Origin of the sequence: Saccharothrix xinjiangensis (assembly GCF_039527585.1) — a bacterium.
Taxonomy (GTDB): domain Bacteria; phylum Actinomycetota; class Actinomycetes; order Mycobacteriales; family Pseudonocardiaceae; genus Actinosynnema; species Actinosynnema xinjiangensis.
Genome location: NZ_BAAAKE010000002.1, coordinates 616,885 through 638,020, shown reverse-complemented (window position 1 = coordinate 638,020; position 21,136 = coordinate 616,885). Strand labels below are relative to the sequence as shown.

Here is a 21,136-nt window from a genome sequence, read left to right as displayed (position 1 = left end):
ACGTCTCCGTGTCGACGAAGATGATCCGGGCGTCGGAGTACTTCTGGTCGTCGTCGTTCCAGACGTAGAAGTCGCCGTAGGGCCCGTCCGGGTCGGTCCGGGAGGCCTGGAACCACGGGTGCGCGTCACTCGTGTGGTTGAGCACCAGGTCGGTGACCACCCGGATGCCCCGGCTGTGCGCCTCGTCCAGCAGGTAGACGAAGTCCTCGACGGTGCCGAACTCCGGCAGCACCGACCGGAAGTCGGAGATGTCGTAGCCGCCGTCGCGCAGCGGCGAGGCGTAGAACGGCGGCAGCCACAGGCAGTCCACGCCCAGCCACTCCAGGTAGTCCAACCGGGACGCCAGGCCGCGCAGGTCGCCCGTGCCGTCGCCGTTGGAGTCGCTGAACGCCCGGACGAGCACCTCGTAGAACACCGCGCCCTTGAACCAGTCGGTGTCGCGCGGCACGAGCCTGGCCGACCGGAACTCGTCGGCCTGCGGTTCCACCAGCAGGCCGTCCGGGCGGACCGCCTCACCGGTGTGCGGCACGCCGTCGAGACCTACCAGCGCGACGTCGGGTCGGGCCTCTTCTTGCATCTGTGCTCCACCTCGCCCCACCTCGTCGGGGGTACGTTCGACAGCCCCGCGCGCCCGTCTTCGGGCGCGGGGACTGTGGGTGAAAAGGGGACCGGGTTGTGCTGCCTGGTAGGAGCCTGGCCGACCGCGTCAGCCCTGACCGGATCGGCGCAGGACGCCGACGACGTGCGCCGGGGCGCGCCAGGGTTCGACCCGGACGTAGTTGGCCTGACCCCAGTCCCAGGTCTCCCCGGACACCTCGTCGTGCGCGATCAGCCGCTCGTGCCAGTCGAAGCCGAGCGCGGGCAGGTCCAGCCAGAGCGTGCCGTCCTGCGCGTCGTGCGGATCCAGGTTGACCACCACGACCACCGTGTCGCCGGTGCCCGGGTCCTGCTTCGAATAGGCGATCAGCGCCGGGTTCTCCACGTGGTGGAACCGGAGTGTTCGCATCTGCTGCAACGCCGGGTGCGCCCGGCGGATCGCGTTCAGCTTGCGCAACCACGGTTCCAGTGACCGGCCCTCGGCCACCGCCGCCGCGTAGTCGCGGGGGCGGAGCTGGTACTTCTCCGAGTTCAGGTACTCCTCGCTGCCCGGCTTGACGGGCTCGTGCTCGAACAGCTCGTAGCCCGAGTACACGCCCCAGGTCGGCGCCATCGTCGCCGCCAGCGCCGCGCGCAGCGCGAACATGCCCGGACCGCCCACCTGCAACGACTCGTGCAGGATGTCCGGGGTGTTGACGAACAGGTTGGGTCTGCCCTCGTCCCAGTGCGCGACCAGCTCGTTGCCGAACTCGGTCAGCTCCTCCTTGGACGTGCGCCAGGTGAAGTAGGTGTAGCTCTGCGTGAAGCCGAGCTTGGCCAGCCCGTACAGGCGCGCCGGCCGGGTGAACGCCTCCGACAGGAACAGCACGTCCGGGTGACGGTCCTTGACCGCCCAGATCAGCCACGCCCAGAAGTCCGGCGGCTTGGTGTGCGGGTTGTCGACCCGGAAGATCCGCACCCCGTGGTCCACCCAGTGCAGCACGACGCGCAGGATCTCGTTGTAGATGCCCTGCGGGTCGTTGTCGAAGTTGACCGGGTAGATGTCCTGGTACTTCTTCGGCGGGTTCTCCGCGTAGGCGATCGTGCCGTCCGGGCGCGTGGTGAACCACTCGGGGTTCTTCAGCACCCACGGGTGGTCGGGCGCGCACTGGATGGCGAGGTCGATCGCGACCTCCAGGTCCAGGTCGCCCGCGCGGGCGACGAAGGCGTCGAAGTCCTCGATGGTGCCCAGCTCGGGGTGGATCGCGTCGTGCCCGCCCTCGTCCGCGCCGATCGCCCACGGCGAACCCGGGTCGTCCTCGGTGGCGGTGAGCGTGTTGTTCGGGCCCTTGCGGTTCACCCGGCCGATGGGGTGGATCGGCGGCAGGTACACCACGTCGAAGCCCATCGCGGCGACCCGGTCCAGGTCCTTGGCGGCGGTCGCGAACGTGCCGTGCACCGGCACGCCGGACTCGTCGACGCCGCCCGTGCTGCGCGGGAAGAACTCGTACCAGGAGCCGAACGCCGCCCGCTTCCGGTCGACCCAGATCTTCTGCGGCTTGCCCTTGGTGACCAGTTCGCGCACCGGGTGGTCGTGCATCACCTGGCGGACGTCACCCGACAGGGCGGGCGCGATGCGCTCCGCGAGCGGCCGGTGCTCGTCGCGCAGGGCCGCCGCGGCGTTGGCCAGCAGCGGCTTCTCCCGGCGGCGGTCGGGGCGGCGGCTCACCCGGTCGATCAGCCGCGCGCCCGCCTCCAGGTCGTTGGCCAGCTCGTCCGCGCCCTGCCCGGCGGCGACCTTCACCTCGACGGCGTGCACCCAGGTGGCCCACGGGTCGCTCCACGCGTCCACGCGGAACGTCCACGCGCCCTCGTCCCCCGGCACGATCGTGGCGGCCCAGCGGTCCAGGCCCACGCCCCGGGGGACCATGCGGGTCTGTCTCGCCACGCGGTCGCCGGGACCCCGCCACACGACGGTGGCGGCGACGGCGTCGTGCCCCTCGCGCCACACCGTCGCCTCGACCGGGAGGTGCTCGCCGACCACGGCCTTCACCGGGTAGCGGCCACAGCTCACGGTCGGGGAGACGTCGTCGATTCCGAGTCGGCCGCTCATTCGGCAGCGCCCCTCTCCCTGGTGCGACGCGTGCACGGTCAAGTCTGCCCGCAGCGATCGGATGAGCCGTCACCGGGGACTCCTACGTGGTCTTCCTACCCCGTCTGATTGGATCGCACACTTGTGATCCCCGTCCCTCTCGACCCGGCCGGCTCAAGGTCCCAGGTCGTGGACCGCCGCGCCGGTGCCGCGCCGGTACCGTTCGGGCGAAGGTCGTCACCCGGTCGCGGCTTCCGCGACCGCCGGCGTTAACGGTCTCGACGCCCTCGCGAAACAACTTGCAGGAAAATCGTTCTCGCAGGTCGGACTGCATCGATCCCTGCATCGGTTCGGGTGACCGTTGCCCGGCACCGCTGGATGGGGGATAAGGTCCGACGCCATGCGAGCACTTCGCCGGTTCACCGTCCGAGCCAGCCTGCCCGAGCCGCTGGCGGCCCTGGGCACCCTCGCCACGAACCTGCGCTGGACGTGGCACCAGCCCACCCAGGACCTGTTCGCCTCCGTGGACCCCGGTCTCTGGGAAGCCGGGAACGACCCCCTCCGCCTGCTGTCCGACGTGGCGCCGGAACGGCTGGACGAGCTGTCCCGGGACGAGGGGTTCCTCGCCCACGTCCGCGCGCTGGCCGACGACCTGCACCAGTACACCACCGGTCCGCGCTGGTTCCAGCGCCGCCAGGACGAGCTGCGCCACCGCGGCGACGGCGCGTCGCTGCCCGGGGCCATCGCCTACTTCTCCATGGAGTTCGGCGTCACCGAGGCCCTGCCGAACTACTCCGGCGGCCTCGGCGTGCTGGCGGGCGACCACCTCAAGGCGGCCTCCGACCTGGGCGTCCCGCTGATCGCCGTCGGCCTGCTCTACCGGTCCGGCTACTTCCGCCAGGCCCTGTCGCTGGACGGCTGGCAGATCGAGCACTACCCCGTCCTCGACCCGCGCGGCCTGCCGCTGGAGCTGCTCACCGAGCCGTCCGGCGCGCCGGTCCTGGTGCACGTCGCCATGCCCGGCGACCGCGTGCTGCGCGCCAAGATCTGGAAGGCGCGGGTCGGCCGCGTGCCGCTGCTGCTCCTCGACTCCGACGTCGAGGAGAACGACGAGGACCTGCGCGGCGTCACCGACCGCCTCTACGGCGGCGACCAGGACCACCGCATCAAGCAGGAGATCCTGGCGGGCGTCGGCGGCGTGCGGGCCGTGCGCACGTACTGCGACCTGACCGGGCACCCCTCGCCCGAGGTGTTCCACACCAACGAGGGCCACGCGGGCTTCCTCGGCCTGGAGCGCATCCGCGAGCTGGCCACCGGCGAGGGCCTGGACTTCGACCAGGCGCTGGCCGCCGTGCGCGCGGGCACCGTGTTCACCACGCACACGCCCGTGCCCGCCGGCATCGACCGCTTCCCGGTCGACCTCGTGCAGCACTACTTCGGCTCCGAGCAGCTGCTGCCCGGCGTGAACACGCAGCGGGTCCTCGCCCTCGGCGCGGAGGACAACCCCGGCCTGTTCAACATGGCGCACATGGGCCTGCGGCTCGCGCAGCGCGCCAACGGCGTGTCGCGGCTGCACGGCACGGTCAGCCGCGACATGTTCCGGGGCCTGTGGCCGGGCTTCGACACCGCCGAGGTGCCGATCGGGTCCATCACCAACGGCGTGCACGGCCCGACGTGGACGGCCACCGAGATGGGCGAGCTGCTCGGCGAGACCGACGACCCCGGCGTCGACCGGGGCGCCGAGCCGGTCACCGACCGGCGGCTGTGGGAGCTGCGCAACGAGCTGCGCGCCGAGCTGGTGGGCGAGGTCCGCCGCCGCACGCGCGCGTCGTGGTTGCAGCGCGGCGCCAGCGCGCTGGAGCTGGGCTGGACCGACTCGGTCTTCGACCCGGACGTGCTGACCGTCGGCTTCGCCCGCCGCGTGCCGACGTACAAGCGGCTCACCCTGATGCTGCGCGACGCCGAGCGGCTGCGCCACCTGCTGCTGCACCCCGAGCGGCCCGTGCAGCTGGTCGTGGCCGGCAAGTCGCACCCGGCCGACGACGGCGGCAAGGCGCTGATCCAGCAGATCGTGCGGTTCGCCGACGACGCGGGCGTGCGGCACCGCATCGTGTTCCTGCCCGACTACGACATGTCCATGGCCCGGTACCTGTACTGGGGCTGCGACGTGTGGCTGAACAACCCGATGCGCCCGCTGGAGGCGTGCGGCACGTCCGGCATGAAGTCGGCGCTCAACGGCGGCCTGAACCTGTCCATCCGGGACGGCTGGTGGGACGAGCTGTACGACGGCAGCAACGGCTGGGCCATCCCCACCGCGGACGGCGTCGCCGACCCGAACCGGCGCGACGACCTGGAGGCCGCCGCGCTCTACGACCTGCTGGGCAACCAGGTCGCGCCGCTGTTCTACGACCGCGGCGACGACGGCGTGCCCACCCGGTGGCTCGCGATGGTCCGGCACACGCTGGCCTCGCTCGGCCCGGCCGTGCAGGCTTCGCGGATGGTGCGCGAGTACGTGGAGAAGCTGTACGCGCCCGCCGCGGCGTCGGCGGCCTCCGTGGTCGGCGAGGGCTACCGGGGCGCGAAGGAGCTGGCGGCGTACCGGCAGCGGCTGCGGGCGTCGTGGACGCGGGTGCGGGTGCTCGACTCGGAGATGTCGCTGACCGGCTCGGCGGCGCCGCTGCTCGGCTCGCCGGTGGGCGTGCGGGCGCGGGTGGAGCTGGCCGGGCTGGAGCCGTCCGAGGTGGACGTGCAGGTGGCGCTCGGCCGCGTGGGCGACTCGGACGAGCTGTACGACGTGGTCACGCGCTCCATGGACTACGCGGGCCACGGCAACTACGAGGTCGAGGTGCCGCTGCCGCACGCGGGCGCGGTGGGCTACACGGTGCGCGTGCTGCCCCGGCACGACCTGCTGGCGTCACCGGCCGAACTGGGCCGGGTGGTCCTGGCGGGCTAGCCGCCCCCACCCCGCCCCGCCGGGCGCCCGGTTCTCGCCTCACCGGCGCCCGGCTGCTGCCTCTCGCCTCACCGGCGCCCGGCTCAGCCTCTCGCCCCCTCGACCCCGGTCGGGGGTCGTCTCAGGCGATGTTGAGCCGGGCGCTGGTCTCGGCGACGCGCGGCAGCCACCCGGCCAGCCGCTCGGCCTCGACCAGCGTGGCGCGGGCGGCCGCGTTGTCGCCGGAGGCCATCTGGGCCCGTGCCATGGTGGCCAGCGCGTCGGCCCGGTCCAGCCCGTCCTCGCTGGTCTGCCGGGCCTGGTTGGCGAGGGTGAACGCGGTGGCGTGGTCGTCCTCCAGCAGCGCCAGCCGGGCCAGCGCGCCCGCGCAGCGGTAGCGCGGGTAGCCGAGCTTGACCGCGCCGTCCAGCGAGTTGCGCACCGCGGGCGCACCCACCTCCAGGGGCACCAGGCCGACCTCCAGCGCGTTGACCGTGGACCCGGCCAGCTGCGCCATCACGAACGCCATGTCGCGCGGCCCGAGGTCCGCCCGACCGGCGAGCCCGCTGACCACCTGGAGCGCCTCCAGGTACCGGGTGCGCAGGCTCAGCACCGCCACGCGCGCCCCGGTGGACACCAGCAGCGCCGGGTACCGCCCCACCAGCTCGTCGGTCAGCGCCTCGGCCCGGTCCAGGTCGCCGACCGCGATCGCGTCGGTCACCTGGTTGAGGAGCGGCGTGGCCTCGTACTCCTCCAGCGGCCGACCCGACAGCCGGGGCAGCGAGAACAGGAACCAGCCGACCGAGGTGGTCCCGGGCCCGCGCCGCGGCCACAGCGCGTTGACCGCCACCGCCGTCCCGGCCACCGCGAACCCGCGCCAGAAGTCGCTCCCCCAGGCCCACCAGGCGGCGCCCGCCACCGCGACCAGCACCACCGAGGCCACGAGCGCCGTGCACCACAACCGAACCCGGACCGGCCCCCGGACCGAGGTCACCCCGACCGACATCAGCAACGGCACGTTCCGCAGCACCACCCGCCGCCCGGGCCGGGTCCACGTCCGCACCTCGCCGCCGACCCCGATCACCACCAGCGACACCCGGACCCCGGCCACCAGCGCCCCGACCAGCAGCCCGACCTGGACCGCGGCCAACACCGCCCACCACCCGACCGCGGCCCCACCGGCCGCCGCCACCGAGGGCCGCCACACCGCCAACACGACCAGGACAACCCCGGCCAACACCTTCCACACGCCACCCAGACGCACCCAAAACCCCCCAGGTTCCGCGAGTCGTACGTCCAGAACCCGCGAGTCGTACGTCCAGGACACCTGAGTTCAGCGTTCAGAACACGCGTGCCACGCACTCGGACCCGCCGAGTTCGGAGTTCAGCGGTTCCTGAACATGCAACTCAGGTGTCCTGAACGTACGACTCGGTGGTCATGGACGTACGACACGCTGGTTCTGGACGTACGACTCGCGGGGTCAGGTGATGGGGGGAGTCGGGGTTCGGGTGATGGGGAGGTTGGCGGCGGCGTAGGCGCGGAAGCCGCCTGCCAGGTCGGTGGCGTTGGGCAGGCCCACTCGTTGGAGGTCGCGGGCGGCGAGGCTGGAGGCGTAGCCCTCGTTGCACACGACCACCACGGTGGTGTCGGCGGTGAAGCCGGGGATGCGGTGGTCGCCCGTCGGGTCCAGGCGCCACTCCAGGACGATGCGCTCGATCGGGATCGAGCCGGGGATCTCGCCCTCGGCGGCCCGGTCGTGGTGGGGGCGGATGTCGACCACCAGGGCGTCCGGCAGGCCGGCCAGCTCGTGGGGCTCGACGCGGACGAGGTCGCGTCGGGACTCCTCCAGCAAACGCTCGGCGCTCACGGGCCCTCCTGCTCGGTCAGCACGCTCAACTGCTCCAACGGCAGCCGCCGGGCCGGCAGCGGCGGGATCCGGTCCGGGACGTCCAGCAGGCTCCGGTACTCGCGGGTCGGCACCAGCGGCGGTGAGTAAGCGTGCACGCTGGCCGCGCCCACCGCACCCCGGTTCACCACCCGGTGCGCCCGCCCGGCGCCGAACCCGAGCGCGCTGCCCACCGGCCGCGCCGCGCTGCGGACCGGCCCGCCGGGGTAGCGGTAGTCCTCGTGCAGCTCACCGGTCAGCACGGTGAACGACCCGGCCGCCCCGCCGTGGTCGTGCGGTTCGGTGCCCTGGCCGGGCAGCCAGCTCAACAGCCACAGCTCCACCCCCTCCGTCAGCCCCAGCCTGGCCCACCAGCGGCGCGCCGGGTCGTACTCCAGCACGCCCAGCAGCGGGGTGGTCAGCTCGGCGGCGACGGTGGAGGTCAGGTCGCGCAGCTCGCGCGGCGTCCACAGGTCTCGGGTCGGGTGGATCAGGTCGTGCAGCAGCGGCACGTCCAGTTCCGGGTGCAGGTAGGCGCCAGGGATCGTCGTGGTCACGACAGGTCGCTCCTCGATGGCTACGGAGAAGTGCGAGCAGCTGTCAGGACGCGACGCGGCGTATTCCGGGTGGGGGAACGTCGGCTCGCGGGTGGAGGGACGTCAGCTCACCGGCCGCGCCGCGTCCGGCTACAGCCGCACGACGCCACCAGCAGGAGGTCGACCGGGCGGTCGCACCAGGTCAGCAGCTGTCGGGCCATTCCGGAATGGTGGCACGGGGCACGCCGGCACGCAGCGCGTCCCAGCGACCGGGAATACCTCTGTGATAGAGGGAGGGGAAGGGGTTAGTCCGGGACGCGGAACAGCATCAGGGAGCGGGCTCCCAGGGGCACCTTCGTGCCGGCGGCCAGCGAGCCCGGTGACGCGGGGGAGCCGTCGGCCGTGGTGGTGTCCAGCACGGGTTCGTAGCGGCCGCCGTACTCGGGGCCCGGGAGGGTGACCTCGATCGCGTCCGGGCCGGCGTGCACGAGCAGCAGCCACGAGTGGTCCGACACCAGTTCGCCGTCGCGGGAGCGGGACAGCGACGTGGACCCGTCGATCCACATGCCCAGGAACCGCCTGCCGTCGTCGAACCAGTCCGTCTCGGCCATCTCCTCGCCGTCGGGGCGGAACCACACCAGGTCCGTCGCGCCCGACGGCGTGGTGCGGCCGTCGAAGAACTCCGGCTGCCGCAGCGCCGGGCTCTCCGCCCGCAGGTTGATCACCCGCCGGGCGAAGGTCAGCATCGACTCGGCCTCCGGCGACAGCTCCCAGTCGACCCACGACGTCTCGTCGTCCAGGCAGTACGCGTTGTTGTTGCCCAGCTGCGTGCGCCACTGCTCGTCACCGGCGGTGATCATCGGGGTGCCGGTGGACAGCAGCAGGGTGGCGAACAGGTTGCGCGCCTGCCGCGCCCGCAGCGCCAGCACCACGGCGTCGTCCGTCTCGCCCTCGACGCCGCAGTTCCACGACCGGTTGTCGTTGGTGCCGTCGCGGTTGTCCTCGCCGTTGGCCAGGTTGTGCTTCTCGTTGTACGACACCAGGTCGCGCAGCGTGAACCCGTCGTGCGAGGTGACGAAGTTGATCGACTGCCACGGTCGCCGCAGGTCGTCGGCGTACAGGTCGGACGACCCGGACAGCCGGTAGGCCAGGTCGCGCACGTTCGTCATGCCTCGCCAGAAGTCGCGCGCGGTGTCCCGGTACCGGCCGTTCCACTCGGCCCACTGCACGCCGAAGTCGCCCACCCGGTACCCGTCGCCGGTCGCGTCCCACGGCTCCGCGATCAGCTTGCACCGCGACAGCACCGGGTCCGAGGTGATCGCGGTGAGCATCGCCGACGCCCGGTCGAACCCCCGGCCGCCCGGCCGGCCCAGCGTGGACGCCAGGTCGAACCGGAACCCGTCCACGCCCATCTCGGTCGCCCAGTACCGCAGCGAGTCCGTGACCAGCCTCACGAACTGCGGCGAACCGGCCTCGGTGGTGTTGCCGCACCCGGTGATGTCCAGGGTGCCGCCGCCCTCGATGTGCAGGTAGTAGCCGGGCGCGTCGAAACCCCGGTAGCACAGCGTCGGCCCGTCCGGCCCGCCCTCGCAGGTGTGGTTGTAGACGACGTCGATCAGCACCTCGATGCCCGCCGCGTGCAGCGCGGACACCATGGTGCGGAACTCCTCGACCTCGCGCCCCGGCTCGCTGGCGTACCCGGGGTGCGGCGCGAACCAGCTCAGCGGCGAGTAGCCCCAGTAGTTGCGCCGACCGGCCTTGACCAGCGACGGCTCGTCGACGAACGCCTGCACGGGCAGCAGCTCGACCGTGGTCACGCCCAGCCGCGCCAGGTGCTCCACCACGGTCGGGTGCGCCAGCCCCAGGTAGGTGCCGCGCAGGTGCTCGGGCACGCCGGGGTGCCGCTGGGTGAACCCCCGCACGTGCAGCTCGTAGACCACCGCCTCCTCGAACGGCACCTGGGGCTTGACCCCGGTGTCCGGCCCGCCCGGCGAGGTCACCACCGACAGCGGCACGCTGCCCAGCGAGTCGACCGGCGACGGGCCGCCGTGCATCGGGTCGCCCACGTAGCCCAGCGCCGCCTCCAGGTCGGTCAACCCGCCCGTGATCCTCGTCGCATACGGGTCCACGAGGATCTTCGCCGGGTTGGCGCGCAGCCCGCGCGACGGGTCGTAGGGGCCGTGGACCCGGTAGCCGTAGCGCTGGCCGGGGGTCACGCCGGAGATCTGGCCGTGCCAGACGCCGAACGTCCGCTCGGTCAGCTCCACCCTCTCCTCGGTGCCGTCGTCGCTGATCAGGCACACCTCGACCGCGTCGGCGGGCGGCGCGGAGACGGCGAAGCGCACCCCTCCGGCCTCGGGGTGGGCCCCGAGGGGGAACGGTCGGCCGGCGAGCAGGATGGAGTCGGCGGGCATGCCCTGATCCTCCCAGCACGCACCGACGGTTCGGGAACGAGCACGCCGCGCCACGACAACGTCACACCAACCGCCCCCGCCGCACCCGCCGCGACGGGCCTTGCAGAACAATGGCCGGGGGTAGGTGTCGATCGGGGCGAGGACGAGCGTGGAAAACGAAGATCTGGTCATCCACATGCAGGGTGTTTCGGTTCGACGGGGCAGGACCACGCTGGTCGGGGACGTCGACTGGGGCGTGGAGCTGGACGAGCGGTGGGTGGTGCTCGGGCCCAACGGCGCGGGCAAGACCACGCTGCTGCGCCTGGCGGGCGCCGAGCTGCACCCGACCAGGGGCGAGCTCCACCTGCTCGGCGAGCGGGTCGGGCGCACGGACGTGTTCGAGCTGCGGCCCCGCATCGGGCTGTGCTCGGCGGCGCTGGCGAACCGCGTGCCGAACGAGGAGAAGGTCGTCGACCTGGTGGTCAGCGCCGGGTACGCGGTGCTGGGCCGGTGGCGCGAGGAGTACGACAAGCTCGACACGGGCCGGGCGCGGGAGCTGCTGGGCGCGCTGGGCATCGAGCACCTGGCGGACCGCACGTTCGGCACCCTGTCCGAGGGCGAGCGCAAGCGCACGCTGATCGCCAGGGCCCTGATGACCGACCCGGAGCTGCTGCTGCTCGACGAGCCGGCGGCGGGCCTGGACCTGGGCGGCCGGGAGGACCTGGTGGCCCGGCTCTCGGAGCTGGCCCTCGACCCGGACGCGCCGGCGATGGTGCTGGTCACGCACCACGTGGAGGAGATCCCGCCGGGCTTCACGCACGCGCTGCTGCTGCGCGACGGCGGTGTCGTGGCGCAAGGCCTGCTGGACGACGTGCTGACCGAGGAGAACCTGTCGAAGACGTTCGACCAGCCGCTGGAGCTCCAGCGGGCGGGCGACCGGTACTTCGCCCGCCGCAAGCAGGCGTAGCGGGTTCGACGGGCGCTCTGGCTACCCAGGGGTAACCTGCGGGGCCTACCGACACGGGTCGAGGAGGACTGCGTGGCTGAGTTCGTGGGGCTCGAAGTCGAGGGCGGTATCGGCACCATCCGGCTGGACCGCCCGCCGATGAACGCGCTCAACAGGCAGGTCCAGGAGGAGATCCGGGCCGCCGCCCTGGAGGCCGCCGACCGCGCCGACGTGTGGTCGGTGATCGTCTACGGCGGTCCGAAGGTGTTCGCCGCGGGCGCGGACATCAAGGAGATGGCCGAGTTGACCTACGCCGAGATGGCGGCGCGCGCGGGCGCGCTGACGTCGTCGCTGCGCGCGGTGGAGGAGATCCCCAAGCCGACCGTGGCCGCGATCACGGGCTACGCGCTGGGCGGCGGCTTCGAGCTGGCGCTGTGCGCGGACCGGCGCATCGCGGGCGACAACGCCAAGGTCGGCCAGCCGGAGATCCTGCTCGGCGTCATCCCCGGCATGGGCGGCACCCAGCGCCTGCCCCGCCTGATCGGCCCGTCGCGCGCCAAGGACCTCGTCTACACCGGCCGGTTCGTCGGCGCGGAGGAGGCGCTGCGCATCGGCATGGTCGACGAGGTCGTCGCGCCGGACGACGTGTACGAGGCGGCCAAGCGGTGGGCGGGGCAGTTCGTCAACGGCCCGTCGCGCGCGTACGCCGCCGCGAAGGCCGCGATCGACGGCGGCCTGGACACCGACCTCGGCAGCGGCCTGAAGCTGGAGAGCCACCTGTTCGCGGCGATGTTCGCCACCGAGGACCAGAAGACGGGCATGGCGTCGTTCATCGAGAACGGGCCGGGGAAGGCGGAGTTCAATGGCCGTTGATCCAGTCGGCCCCCCGGGGGCGGACCCCCGGCCGCACCCGCACGCCACCGCCGAGGAGGTCCAGGCGGCCTACGGCGACCCCAAGCTCGCCAACGTGCTCTACCACGACTGGGAGGCGGGCACCTACGACGAGAAGTGGTCGATCTCCTACGACGAGCGCTGCATCACCTACGCCACCGACCGGTTCCGCGCGGCCGCGGGCGACGTCGGGCCCTACGGGCACGCGCTGGAACTGGGCTGCGGCACCGGGTTCTTCCTGCTCAACCTCATGCAGGGCGACGTGGTCGAGAAGGGCTCGGTGACCGACCTGTCGCCGGGCATGGTCGAGGTGGCGCTGCGCAACGCGGAGAACCTGGGGCTGCCGGTGGACGGCCGGGTCGCCGACGCCGAGCGCATCCCTTACGACGACGACACCTTCGACCTGGTCGTCGGGCACGCGGTGCTGCACCACATCCCGGACGTCCCCGCGGCGATGCGCGAGGTGCTGCGGGTGCTCAAGCCGGGCGGGAAGTTCGTGTTCGCGGGCGACCCGACGAACATCGGCAACACCTACGCGCGCAAGCTCGGGCAGCTCACCTGGTGGCTGACCACCAACGTGACGAAGCTCGGCCCGCTGGGCGGCTGGCGGCGCCCCCAGGAGGAGCTGGACGAGTCGTCGCGGGCGGCGGCCCTGGAGGCGGTCGTCGACCTGCACACCTTCGACCCGGGTTCGCTGGAGCGGGTGGCGCGCGGCGCGGGCGCGGTGGACGTGCGGGCGGTGACCGACGAGCTGTCGGCGGCGCTGTTCGGCTGGCCGGTGCGCACGTTCGAGGCGGCCGTGCCGCGGGAGAAGCTCGGGTTCGGGTGGGCCATGTTCGCCTACCGCACCTGGCAGCGGCTGTCGTGGGTCGACCAGAACGTGCTGGCGAGGGTCCTGCCGCGCGAGGTCTTCTACAACGTGTCGGTGACGGGCCGCAAGCCGGTCTAGTGGGGTACGCGTTCAGCCTCGACGACGTGGCGCACCTGCGGTCGGACGCCGGGCGCGCCGCGTTGTCGGCGTTGGCGGACCTGCCGCTGACCGACGCCTCGCGGCTGCGCGACGCGCAGGTCGCCAAGGAGGTGTCGCCGGACCGCTTCGCGGCCGTGCTGGAGACCCTGCTGCTGCGCCGCCGGGCCGCCGGCAAGGTGCCGTTCGCGGACGGCCTGTTCACCTCCGACGCCCTCCAGCAGGCCACCGCGCACCCGGTCGCGGTGCACCGGGCGAGCCGGTTCACCGGGCCCGTGCACGACGTGACCTGCTCGATCGGGGCGGACCTGGTGGCGCTGCCGCCCGGTTCCCTCGGCTCGGACCTGGACCCGGTGCGGCTGGCGATGGCGCGGCACAACCTGGGCGACGCCGTGCCGCTGGTGCGCGCCGACGCGCTGCGGCCGGTGTCCCGGGGCGTGGCGGTGCTCGCCGACCCGGCGCGGCGGGACTCGGCCGGGCGGCGGACGTGGCGCCCGGAGGACTTCGCGCCGCCCCTGGACGGCCTGGCCGCCGCCCACGCCTCCCGCGACCTGGCGGTCAAGTGCGCGCCGGGCGTGGACTTCGCGGTGGCGCCGTGGGCGGACGAGGTCGAGCTGGTGTCCCTCGACGGCCAGGTGCGCGAGGCGTGCCTGTGGACCAGGGGCCTGGCCACGCCGGGCGTCTCGCGGCGCGCCACGGTGCTCCGCTCGGGCGGTCCGACCTGGACGATCACCTCCGCCGAGCCGGACGACTGCCCGGTCACCGCGCCCGCCGAGTGGCTGGTCGACCCGGACGGCGCGGTGGTGCGGGCCGGCCTGGTCCGGCACTACGCGGCCCGGCACGGGCTGGCGCAGCTGGACGAGCGGATCGCCTACCTGACCGGCCCGACGCCGCCGCCGGGCGTCCGGGCGTTCCGCGTCGTCGAGCACGGCCACCACAGCGAGAAGACCCTGCGGCAGGTGCTGCGCGCGCACGACGTGGGCCGGCTGGAGATCCTGGTGCGCGGCCTGGACGTGGACCCGAACACCCTGCGGCGGCGGCTGAAGCTCACCGGGTCGGGCGAGGCGACGGTCGTGCTGACCCGCGTGGGGTCGCGGCCGGTGTACCTGCTGTGCCGCGCCGAGCGGACGTAGCCGCGTAGGTGGCGGCGAGGCGGCGCTGCACCTCCAGGTGGCGGAACTGATAGGTGGCGCCGTTCTGGCGCAGGACGCCGTGCACGGTGTGGGCGTCCTCCAGGAACGCCATCAGCCGCCACGGCGCGCGGCCGGTCAGGGCGAGCGCGCACCGGGTGACGAGGTAGTGCAACCACTGCGCACGGCCGGTCGCGATGAGGACCCCGGTGGCCACGCCGTACGACAGGCCGCCAACGAGGCCGGCCCCCGTGTTGAACTCCTCGCCCGAACCAGCGACGAAGCCGGTGGTCACGGCGATCGTCAGCACCGTGGCCGCGAAGACGACCAGGAACACACCGCGGTCACGGGCCAGCACCCGCGCGGGCGTCCTGACCGCGGTCACCCGCCGTGGCACCTCCACCCCGTAGGCGAGGCCCACGGCGCAACCGACCGTCGCGCCGATCACGCACGCCGTCACCGGGCCGTACCTCCAGAGCAGCACCGCGCTCACCACCGCGGCGACGAGCGCGCCCGGCAGGAGTCCCCGCTTCGCCAACCTCAGTTCCTGGGCCGGTGCCCTGGCGGGGAGGTGCGAGGCAGCCAGTTCGACCACCAGGCCGACGACCACGCCGACGGCGAGACCGTACTCCGGGCTGTCGAACAGCACGTGCACGAAGCCGTAGCTCAACCCCGCGAGCAAGGGTGAGGTCAGCCAGTCCCGCGGTTCGCGAGCCCGAGCCGCGAGTCGGAATGCGAGGATGAACGCGATCGCCGCGAGCGCCTCGACGACCGCGGCCTCGAAACCGTAGATGCCGGCGGTGACCACACCGAGCACGACCACGCTCACGCCTCTCCCCACCGCGAGCACCGCGCGAGCACGAGGAGCGCGCACGGCGCGTCGGGCGGAGAGGCACACGACGAGCCCCAGCAGTGCCACGGCGACGCCGTTGGGCAGGCCGTATCGGAGTGCCTGGGCGAACACGACCATCGTCGTGGCGAGTGGGAGCGCCCCCCACGGGTGCGGGCGGTCGTCCCCGATCCCACGAGCGACGAGGATCGCGATCAGGGCGATCGCCCCGGTCAGGACGAGGTTGGTCGAGCCCGCCAGCACCGCGATCACCACGTGGTCGTCGGTGACGATCGCCCCGTACCGCTCATCCCGCGACAGCCACATGGTGAAACCGCGCACGGCTCCCATGACCACCGCGAAGGCGAGCAGGGCGGACCACCGGGGCCGTTGTCCGTTGCGAGCCGTGTCCAAGGTGATACCGGCCAGCAGCAGGAGTCCGGCGCGGACCGCGACGGCGCTCGCCTCGTGCAGCGCGTCGGGGAGGTCTGTGCGGAGGGAGTAGAGGGCGGTGTAGGCGACCAGCGCCACCGCGCCGAACCACATCCCGGCCGACACGGCCGACAGTTCCCCCCGCCGGTCCGGGTGGGCGAACCCGGTGGCGAGCCCGATGCTGATCAGCAGTAGCGGCATGGGCGACATCAGGTCCGTGACGTCGCCGATGACGCCGATGGCGAGCCCTCCCGCGATGCCGGTCACCGCGCTCGCGCTGATCGCGGCGCCGAACTGCCCGGTGAGCCACCGGACCACCCCGAAGACCAGGGAGGTGGTCACGCACACCGTCAAGCCCGGTACCAGGAAGAAGGAGAGCGTGACGATCGTCGTGTGCGAGTAGGCCGAGCCGTACAGGAATCCCGAAGCGATCCCCGCCACCGCGCTCAACGAACCGGCGGCGGCCAAGCCGACGACCGGTGAAGGTGCTCTTGGCGCGGGGCGCAGGTGCAACTGCCACCACGCCAGATCGGGACTGGCCGCACGGTGGTGCTCCAAGTGGTGGGCGAGGTGCTCGAGCCACTCGTGGGCATGGTCGGCGCGCCACCGCGTCGGCCCGCCCGGGTGCCGCCGGTAGGCGGCCGGCACGAAGCCGTCGAACAGGTGCTGTTCGATCGCCTCGCGGTCGGGCAGCCCGACGAGCACGTCCGGACTGGGCACGCTGCCCGGGTCCACCCCCGGTGGCGGGTTATGCACGATCCGGGCCAGGGTCGCCATCAAGGGCGTCACCATCGTCGTCGCCAACGGCCCGCTACCGGCCAGTGCCGCCGCAACCCGGTCCCAGCGCCGTTCGCCCGCCGGGCCGCCCGCACTGCTGCGCAGGTAGGAAACCACGTCAGCGGTGTCCAGCGGTCGTAATCGGATGCCCGCGGCGCCGGTCAGCGTCACCTCGGCGCCACCCGGTGGGCGGGTCGCCTCCCGATAGGCGTCCGTGCGGCTGCTGACGACCAACCGCGCGCCGCCGGCCAGCCATGCGTTCATCTCCGCAACCGCCCTCGACCGCAATCGCTCCGGGATCTCGTCCAGACCGTCCAGCACCACGAGGACCAGTCCCTCGTCCAGCAGGCGGCGGAGCAGCGACGTGCCTCCCGCGGTCCGACGGTCCAGCGCGGGGTGGTCGACGGCCAGGCGTTCGGCCAGCCAGGTCGGCAGGTCCTGGTCGTTCGGGTTCCACGAGGCGGCGGAGACCAGCACGGGCACCGGGGTGCCCTTGACGCGAGCGGTCGGGTCGAGCACGTCGACGACGAACCGCGCGAGCAGCATGGTCTTGCCCGTGCCCGGTGCGCCCAGCACCACCAGCCGACCGGTGGGCACCCTGCGCCAGATTTCGATCAGGTCGTCGCCCACGAGCTCATCGGCCGAGGGCGCCCACGCGGTGCGGTCCTCACCGCGCGGGCGACCGACCCCGTCCACCGCCAACCGCGTGATGTCGGCCCAACTCGCGACCAGGTCGGCGGGGGCGGGGTCCCAGCGCACCGGCAAGGGGTACGGGTCGTTGAGCGACCGCCGGGCGACCTCGTCCCGCCACTGCTTGCGTACCACCGTGGCCAGGTGGTCGACGAGCGCGGGCAGGTCCTCCTCTTGCCCGAGGGCGCCCGGCGCACGCCGCTTCTCCAGCAGCACGGCCGCCACGACCAAGGCGGCGACCGCAACCCAGACCGTGACAGGCCACCACGGCCGGTTGACGGAGACGGTGTTGGTGGCCATGTTCCCGACCAGGGCGATGGCGATGCCGACCACCAGGGTGGTGCTCGGCGACGGGCGCCAGGCCACACGCGGCTCCAGGATCGTCGACTTCGGTTGTGCGGAGAAGATCGGAAGGCTCGGAGGTGGTGTTACGCGCCGCCCAGCGACGACAGCCGCTCGAACAGGAAAGCCCGCAGGCCGTCGAAGTCGGTGTCGGTGGCGATGCGCAGGTTCTCCGGCCCCGGCGCCTGGAGCCGCCGGTCCACCACCAGCCCGCCCCGGCCGGGGCCGTGCGAGCAGTCGACCTCCAGGGCGTAGGGCTTGGCGGCCAGGAGGCCCGGCCGGATCGCCTCGGCCACCGCGATGGCGTCGTGCACCACGATGCCGTCCAGGTCCAGGATGCGGCGGTAGGTGGCCAGGTAGTCGGCGGTGAGGCCGACGAGCGCGCCCGCCGTGGCGGAGGTCCGCCCCAGCTCGGCCAGCCACTCGGCGGACACCGCGCACCGGTGGGTGACGTCGATCGGCACGAGCGTGGTGGGCACGTCCTCGTCGACCAGCACCCGGCGGGCGGCCTCGGGGTCGCTCCACACGTTGAACTCGGCGGCGGCGGTGATGTTGCCGCCGTTCACCCCGCCGCCCATGACGACCAGCCGGCCGATCTTCTCCTTGAGGCGGGGGTGCGCGGCCAGCAGCAGCGCGACGTTGGTCAGCGGTCCGATCGGTACGATCGTCACGGGCTGGTCGGCCGCCTCCAGCAGCTCGCGCATCAGCGTGACGGCGTCGCGCGGGTCGGTGGCGCGGGTCGGCTCGGGCAGGGTGCCGCGCGCGCCGGACAGCCCGTCGGAGCCGTGGGCGCTGGACAGCTTCGGCTGCGGGTGCACGAGCGGGCGGTCCGCGCCCGCCGCGACCGGCACGTCCTCGCGGCGCAGGAGGGCGCGAAGTCGCAGGGCGTTGGCCGTGGTGTCGGCCAGGGGGACGTTGCCGAAGACCGTGGTCACGCCGATCAGCTCGACCTCCGGGCTGGCGGCGGCGAGGGCGAGGGCGAACGCGTCGTCCACGCCGGGGTCGGTGTCGATGATGAGAGGGGTCGTCACGTGCACCATCCTGGCCCGGTGATCGAAATTCGGCCGCTCGAAGCCGACGAGTGGGCGCTGTGGCGGTCGTTGCGCCTGGCCGCCCTGCGGGAGGCGCCCGACGCGTTCACCTCCCGGTACGAGGACTGGGCGTCGGCGTCGGAGGCGCGGTGGCGGCAGCGCCTGTCCGGGTGGCTGAACCTGGTGGCCGCGCTCGACGGCGAGCACGTGGGCATGGTCGGTTGCGGGGCCGGCGACCCGGCGCCGGTGGTCTCGCTGTGGGTGGCGCCGCGGGCGCGCGGGCGCGGCGTGGGCGACGCGCTGGTGGCGGCGGTGGTGGCGTGGGCCGCGCCCCGGTCGGTGGAGCTGGGCGTGGCGGCCGGCAACGACCGCGCGCGGGCGCTCTACCTGCGGCACGGGTTCGTCGAGGTGGGCGGGGGACGCCTGGTCCGGGCGGGTGCGCGGGCGGGCGGTTAGGGTGCCCGCATGACGAGCATGTGGGGAGCACCGGTGTGGCGCAGGTGGCGCGGCTCGCGCCGCGACCCCGCGCAGGCCCGCTTCCTCACCGCGGCGTCGCTGCGCTGGGTCCTCAGGCACCGCGCCTACACCCCCTGGTACCTGGTGCGGTACTGGCGGCTGCTGCGGTTCCGCCTGGCCAACCCGCACGTGGTGCTGCGCGGCATGGTGTTCCTGGGCAAGGGCGTCGAGCTGCACTGCCGCCCCGGCTACGGCCGGCTGGAGATCGGCCGCTGGGTGCACATCGGCGACGGCAACGCCATCCGCTGCCACGAGGGGTCGCTGCGCATCGGCGACAAGGCCGTGTTCGGCAAGGACAACACGGTCAACTGCTACCTGGACGTGGAGATCGGCGGGTCCACCCTGGTCGCCGACTGGGTCTACATCTGCGATTTCGACCACGTCACCGCCGACGTCACGCTGCCGATCAAGGACCAGGGCATCGTGAAGTCGCCGGTGCGCATCGGCCCGGACTGCTGGCTGGGCACGAAGGTCACCGTCACCCGCGGCACGCGCGTCGGGCGCGGCTGCGTGATCGGCGCGCACGCCGTGGTGCGCGGCGACGTGCCGGACTTCAAGATCGCCGTCGGCATCCCGGCCCGCGTGGTCAAGGACCGGCGCGAGGACTACGAGGCCGACGCGGTGCGCCGCGCCGCCGTCGCCGACATGGCGCGCAAGGCCGACGAGGCCCTGGAGCGCTCGCGCAACGGCTCCTCGTGACGGTCCGCGCCCGGTAGGCCGCGCGGCGGTCCTCGGGCGGTCGGGGTGGTCGACCGGTCGGGGTGCCGTCGAGCCGGTTGGGCCGGTCGCGGTCGCCGTCGCGGTGGTTGAGCGCGGTGCAGTGCCGCCTGCGGGTGAACACGTGGTAGGACAGGTCGTCGCCGACCGGCCCCGGCACGACGCGGACCGCGACGCCGCGGCCGAGGAGCTCCGCGCCCGCCCTCAGGCAGTGGTGGTGCTGCCCGGTCACCAGGCGCACGCCCAGCTCGCCGTTGATCCGCTGCCACTCGACCTGGAGGTCGCGCAGCGCCTCGTCGTGCCCGGCGGGCCGGAGGTTGGGCACGAACGCGTCCAGGCGCTCGACGTCCTCGCCCCGCGAGATGCGCAGCACGGTGTCGAGGTAGCTCCGCCGCCGCACCCAGCGGGACGGCGCTCGCGGCACCTCGCGCCGGCGGGCGGTGACGACCGCGGCCACCAGGCCCCCGCCGGTGATCGACGCGGGCAGTTGGTCCCAGGGCGCGGCTACACCTCGTCCGGCAGGTCGTGCACGAAACCCGGGTACGGGTCCGCGCGGTGCTCGTTCATGGCCTGGGCGATCTTGGCGGCTTCCGACTCGAGGTCGGTCACGTAGCGGGTGAGGTTGGCGCGCGCGCTGTGCACGACCACGCCGAGCGCCGCCTCGACCCGCCCGTCGGCGTCGAACACCGGGACGGCCACCGAGCACGACCCGGGCGTCATCTCCTCGTTGGTCAGCGCGTAGCCGCGGGCGCGGGTGAGGGCCAGCTCCCGGCGCAGCCTGCCCGGCTCGACGATGGTGTGCCGGGTGCACCGCGCCAGCGGCCGCGCGCAGTAGGTCTCGATGAACTCCTCGCTCGCGAACGCCAGCAGCGCCTTGCCGACGCCGGTCGGGTGCATGGGCAGCCGGGCGCCCTCGCGCGAGGTGATCGGCACGGCCTTGTGGCCGGTGAGCTTGGCGATGTAGAGCGCGTCGTGGCCCTTGCGCACCGCGAAGTGGATGTTCTCCTTGCTGCGCTCGTAGAGGTCCTGCATGAACGGCAGCGCGATCTCCCGCAGCCGGCGCGGCACGGGCGACAGCAGGCCGATCTCCCACAGCCGCAGGCCGACCTGGTAGCGGTTGTCCGCGTTGCGCTCCAGCGCCCGCCACGCCTCCAGCTCGCCGACCAGCCGGTGCGCCGTGGCCATCGGCATGTCGCACCGCGCGGCCAGCTCGCTCAGCGTCAGCGTCGGGTGCTCGACGTCGAACGCGCCGAGCAGGTCCAGCGCGCGCGAGGTGACCGAGCGGCCGTTTCCCCCGTTGCCCATCCCCGTCCGTCCTCCGGATCAGTGGTCCGTGTCGCCGCCGGAGGATCCTCGCGACGCGCGAGTAGGCACAGACCTCGGTTCCGTTCGGCGGGAAGACCTCCGGGCGGCGCTGGTGGAACCACGATCCAACCGGGTGCCCGGACGCCGA

The 21,136-nt window shown here is 73.2% G+C and carries 17 protein-coding genes; 7 read left to right on the top strand and 10 right to left on the bottom strand.

Features of this window, described 5'->3' with window-relative positions; translation table 11 throughout:
• The coding region (locus ABD223_RS08290) for an alpha-amylase family glycosyl hydrolase (RefSeq protein WP_344035356.1) at positions 1-577 on the bottom strand (577 nt) is incomplete at its 3' end.
• Positions 578-706: 129 nt separating this feature from the next.
• A complete protein-coding gene (locus ABD223_RS08285) occupies positions 707-2,689 on the bottom strand; it encodes an alpha-1,4-glucan--maltose-1-phosphate maltosyltransferase (protein WP_344035355.1) in 1,983 nt (660 codons plus the stop codon).
• Between the two features lie 379 nt (positions 2,690-3,068).
• Here ABD223_RS08285 and glgP point away from each other — a divergent pair, with 379 nt between their 5' ends.
• On the top strand, positions 3,069-5,621 hold the full coding sequence (glgP, locus tag ABD223_RS08280) for an alpha-glucan family phosphorylase (protein WP_344035354.1): 2,553 nt from the start codon (positions 3,069-3,071) through the stop codon (positions 5,619-5,621).
• A 121-nt stretch (positions 5,622-5,742) separates the two neighbouring features.
• Here the strand turns inward: glgP and ABD223_RS08275 are convergent, their stop codons facing one another.
• The 4 genes from ABD223_RS08275 to glgX form a co-directional block, all read right to left on the bottom strand.
• The gene (locus ABD223_RS08275; RefSeq protein ID WP_344035353.1) at positions 5,743-6,840 is read right to left on the bottom strand and encodes a hypothetical protein; all 1,098 of its coding nucleotides are present in this window, start codon (positions 6,838-6,840) and stop codon (positions 5,743-5,745) included.
• Positions 6,841-7,081: 241 nt separating this feature from the next.
• A complete protein-coding gene (locus ABD223_RS08270; protein ID WP_344035352.1) occupies positions 7,082-7,468 on the bottom strand; it encodes a rhodanese-like domain-containing protein in 387 nt (128 codons plus the stop codon).
• Positions 7,465-8,043, bottom strand: a complete 579-nt coding sequence (locus tag ABD223_RS08265) for a cysteine dioxygenase (RefSeq protein ID WP_344035351.1) — start codon at positions 8,041-8,043, stop codon at positions 7,465-7,467. Before ABD223_RS08265 ends, ABD223_RS08270 begins: the two co-directional genes overlap by 4 nt.
• 284 nt (positions 8,044-8,327) lie before the next feature.
• Positions 8,328-10,436, bottom strand: a complete 2,109-nt coding sequence (gene glgX, locus ABD223_RS08260) for a glycogen debranching protein GlgX (RefSeq protein ID WP_344035349.1) — start codon at positions 10,434-10,436, stop codon at positions 8,328-8,330.
• A gap of 175 nt (positions 10,437-10,611) precedes the next feature.
• Between glgX and ABD223_RS08255 the strand changes: the two genes are divergently transcribed.
• From ABD223_RS08255 to ABD223_RS08240, 4 genes are all read left to right on the top strand, one after another.
• Positions 10,612-11,382 (top strand): ABC transporter ATP-binding protein, encoded by a 771-nt coding sequence (locus ABD223_RS08255; protein WP_344035395.1) that lies wholly within the window; start codon positions 10,612-10,614, stop codon positions 11,380-11,382.
• 72 nt (positions 11,383-11,454) lie between these two features.
• Positions 11,455-12,234 (top strand): enoyl-CoA hydratase/isomerase family protein, encoded by a 780-nt coding sequence (locus ABD223_RS08250; protein ID WP_344035348.1) that lies wholly within the window; start codon positions 11,455-11,457, stop codon positions 12,232-12,234.
• Positions 12,224-13,201, top strand: a complete 978-nt coding sequence (locus ABD223_RS08245; protein WP_344035347.1) for a class I SAM-dependent methyltransferase — start codon at positions 12,224-12,226, stop codon at positions 13,199-13,201. The genes ABD223_RS08250 and ABD223_RS08245 overlap by 11 nt, the downstream gene beginning before the upstream one ends.
• Complete coding sequence (locus ABD223_RS08240; RefSeq protein ID WP_344035345.1) at positions 13,201-14,352, top strand: THUMP-like domain-containing protein; 1,152 nt, start codon at positions 13,201-13,203, stop codon at positions 14,350-14,352. The genes ABD223_RS08245 and ABD223_RS08240 overlap by 1 nt, the downstream gene beginning before the upstream one ends.
• Here the strand turns inward: ABD223_RS08240 and ABD223_RS08235 are convergent.
• Together ABD223_RS08235 and ABD223_RS08230 are read right to left on the bottom strand one after the other, a co-directional pair.
• Positions 14,267-17,443 (bottom strand): NACHT domain-containing protein, encoded by a 3,177-nt coding sequence (locus ABD223_RS08235; protein WP_344035344.1) that lies wholly within the window; start codon positions 17,441-17,443, stop codon positions 14,267-14,269. The genes ABD223_RS08240 and ABD223_RS08235 overlap by 86 nt on opposite strands.
• 62 nt (positions 17,444-17,505) lie before the next feature.
• Positions 17,506-18,450 carry a nucleoside hydrolase gene (locus ABD223_RS08230; protein WP_344035343.1) on the bottom strand — a complete coding sequence of 315 codons (945 nt, stop codon included), beginning with the start codon at positions 18,448-18,450 and terminating at the stop codon, positions 17,506-17,508.
• An 18-nt stretch (positions 18,451-18,468) separates the two neighbouring features.
• Here ABD223_RS08230 and ABD223_RS08225 point away from each other — a divergent pair, with 18 nt between their 5' ends.
• A complete protein-coding gene (locus ABD223_RS08225; RefSeq protein ID WP_344035342.1) occupies positions 18,469-18,906 on the top strand; it encodes a GNAT family N-acetyltransferase in 438 nt (145 codons plus the stop codon).
• Positions 18,907-18,915: 9 nt separating this feature from the next.
• Positions 18,916-19,665 (top strand): acyltransferase, encoded by a 750-nt coding sequence (locus ABD223_RS08220; protein ID WP_344035341.1) that lies wholly within the window; start codon positions 18,916-18,918, stop codon positions 19,663-19,665.
• On the opposite strand, the gene ABD223_RS08215 is transcribed toward ABD223_RS08220, so the two are convergent.
• Complete coding sequence (locus ABD223_RS08215) at positions 19,553-20,140, bottom strand: hypothetical protein (RefSeq protein ID WP_344035340.1); 588 nt, start codon at positions 20,138-20,140, stop codon at positions 19,553-19,555. The two genes, ABD223_RS08220 and ABD223_RS08215, sit on opposite strands and share 113 nt — an antisense overlap.
• Before the next feature lie 47 nt (positions 20,141-20,187).
• Positions 20,188-20,988 (bottom strand): IclR family transcriptional regulator, encoded by an 801-nt coding sequence (locus ABD223_RS08210; protein ID WP_344035338.1) that lies wholly within the window; start codon positions 20,986-20,988, stop codon positions 20,188-20,190.
• Positions 20,989-21,136: the final 148 nt, after the last annotated feature.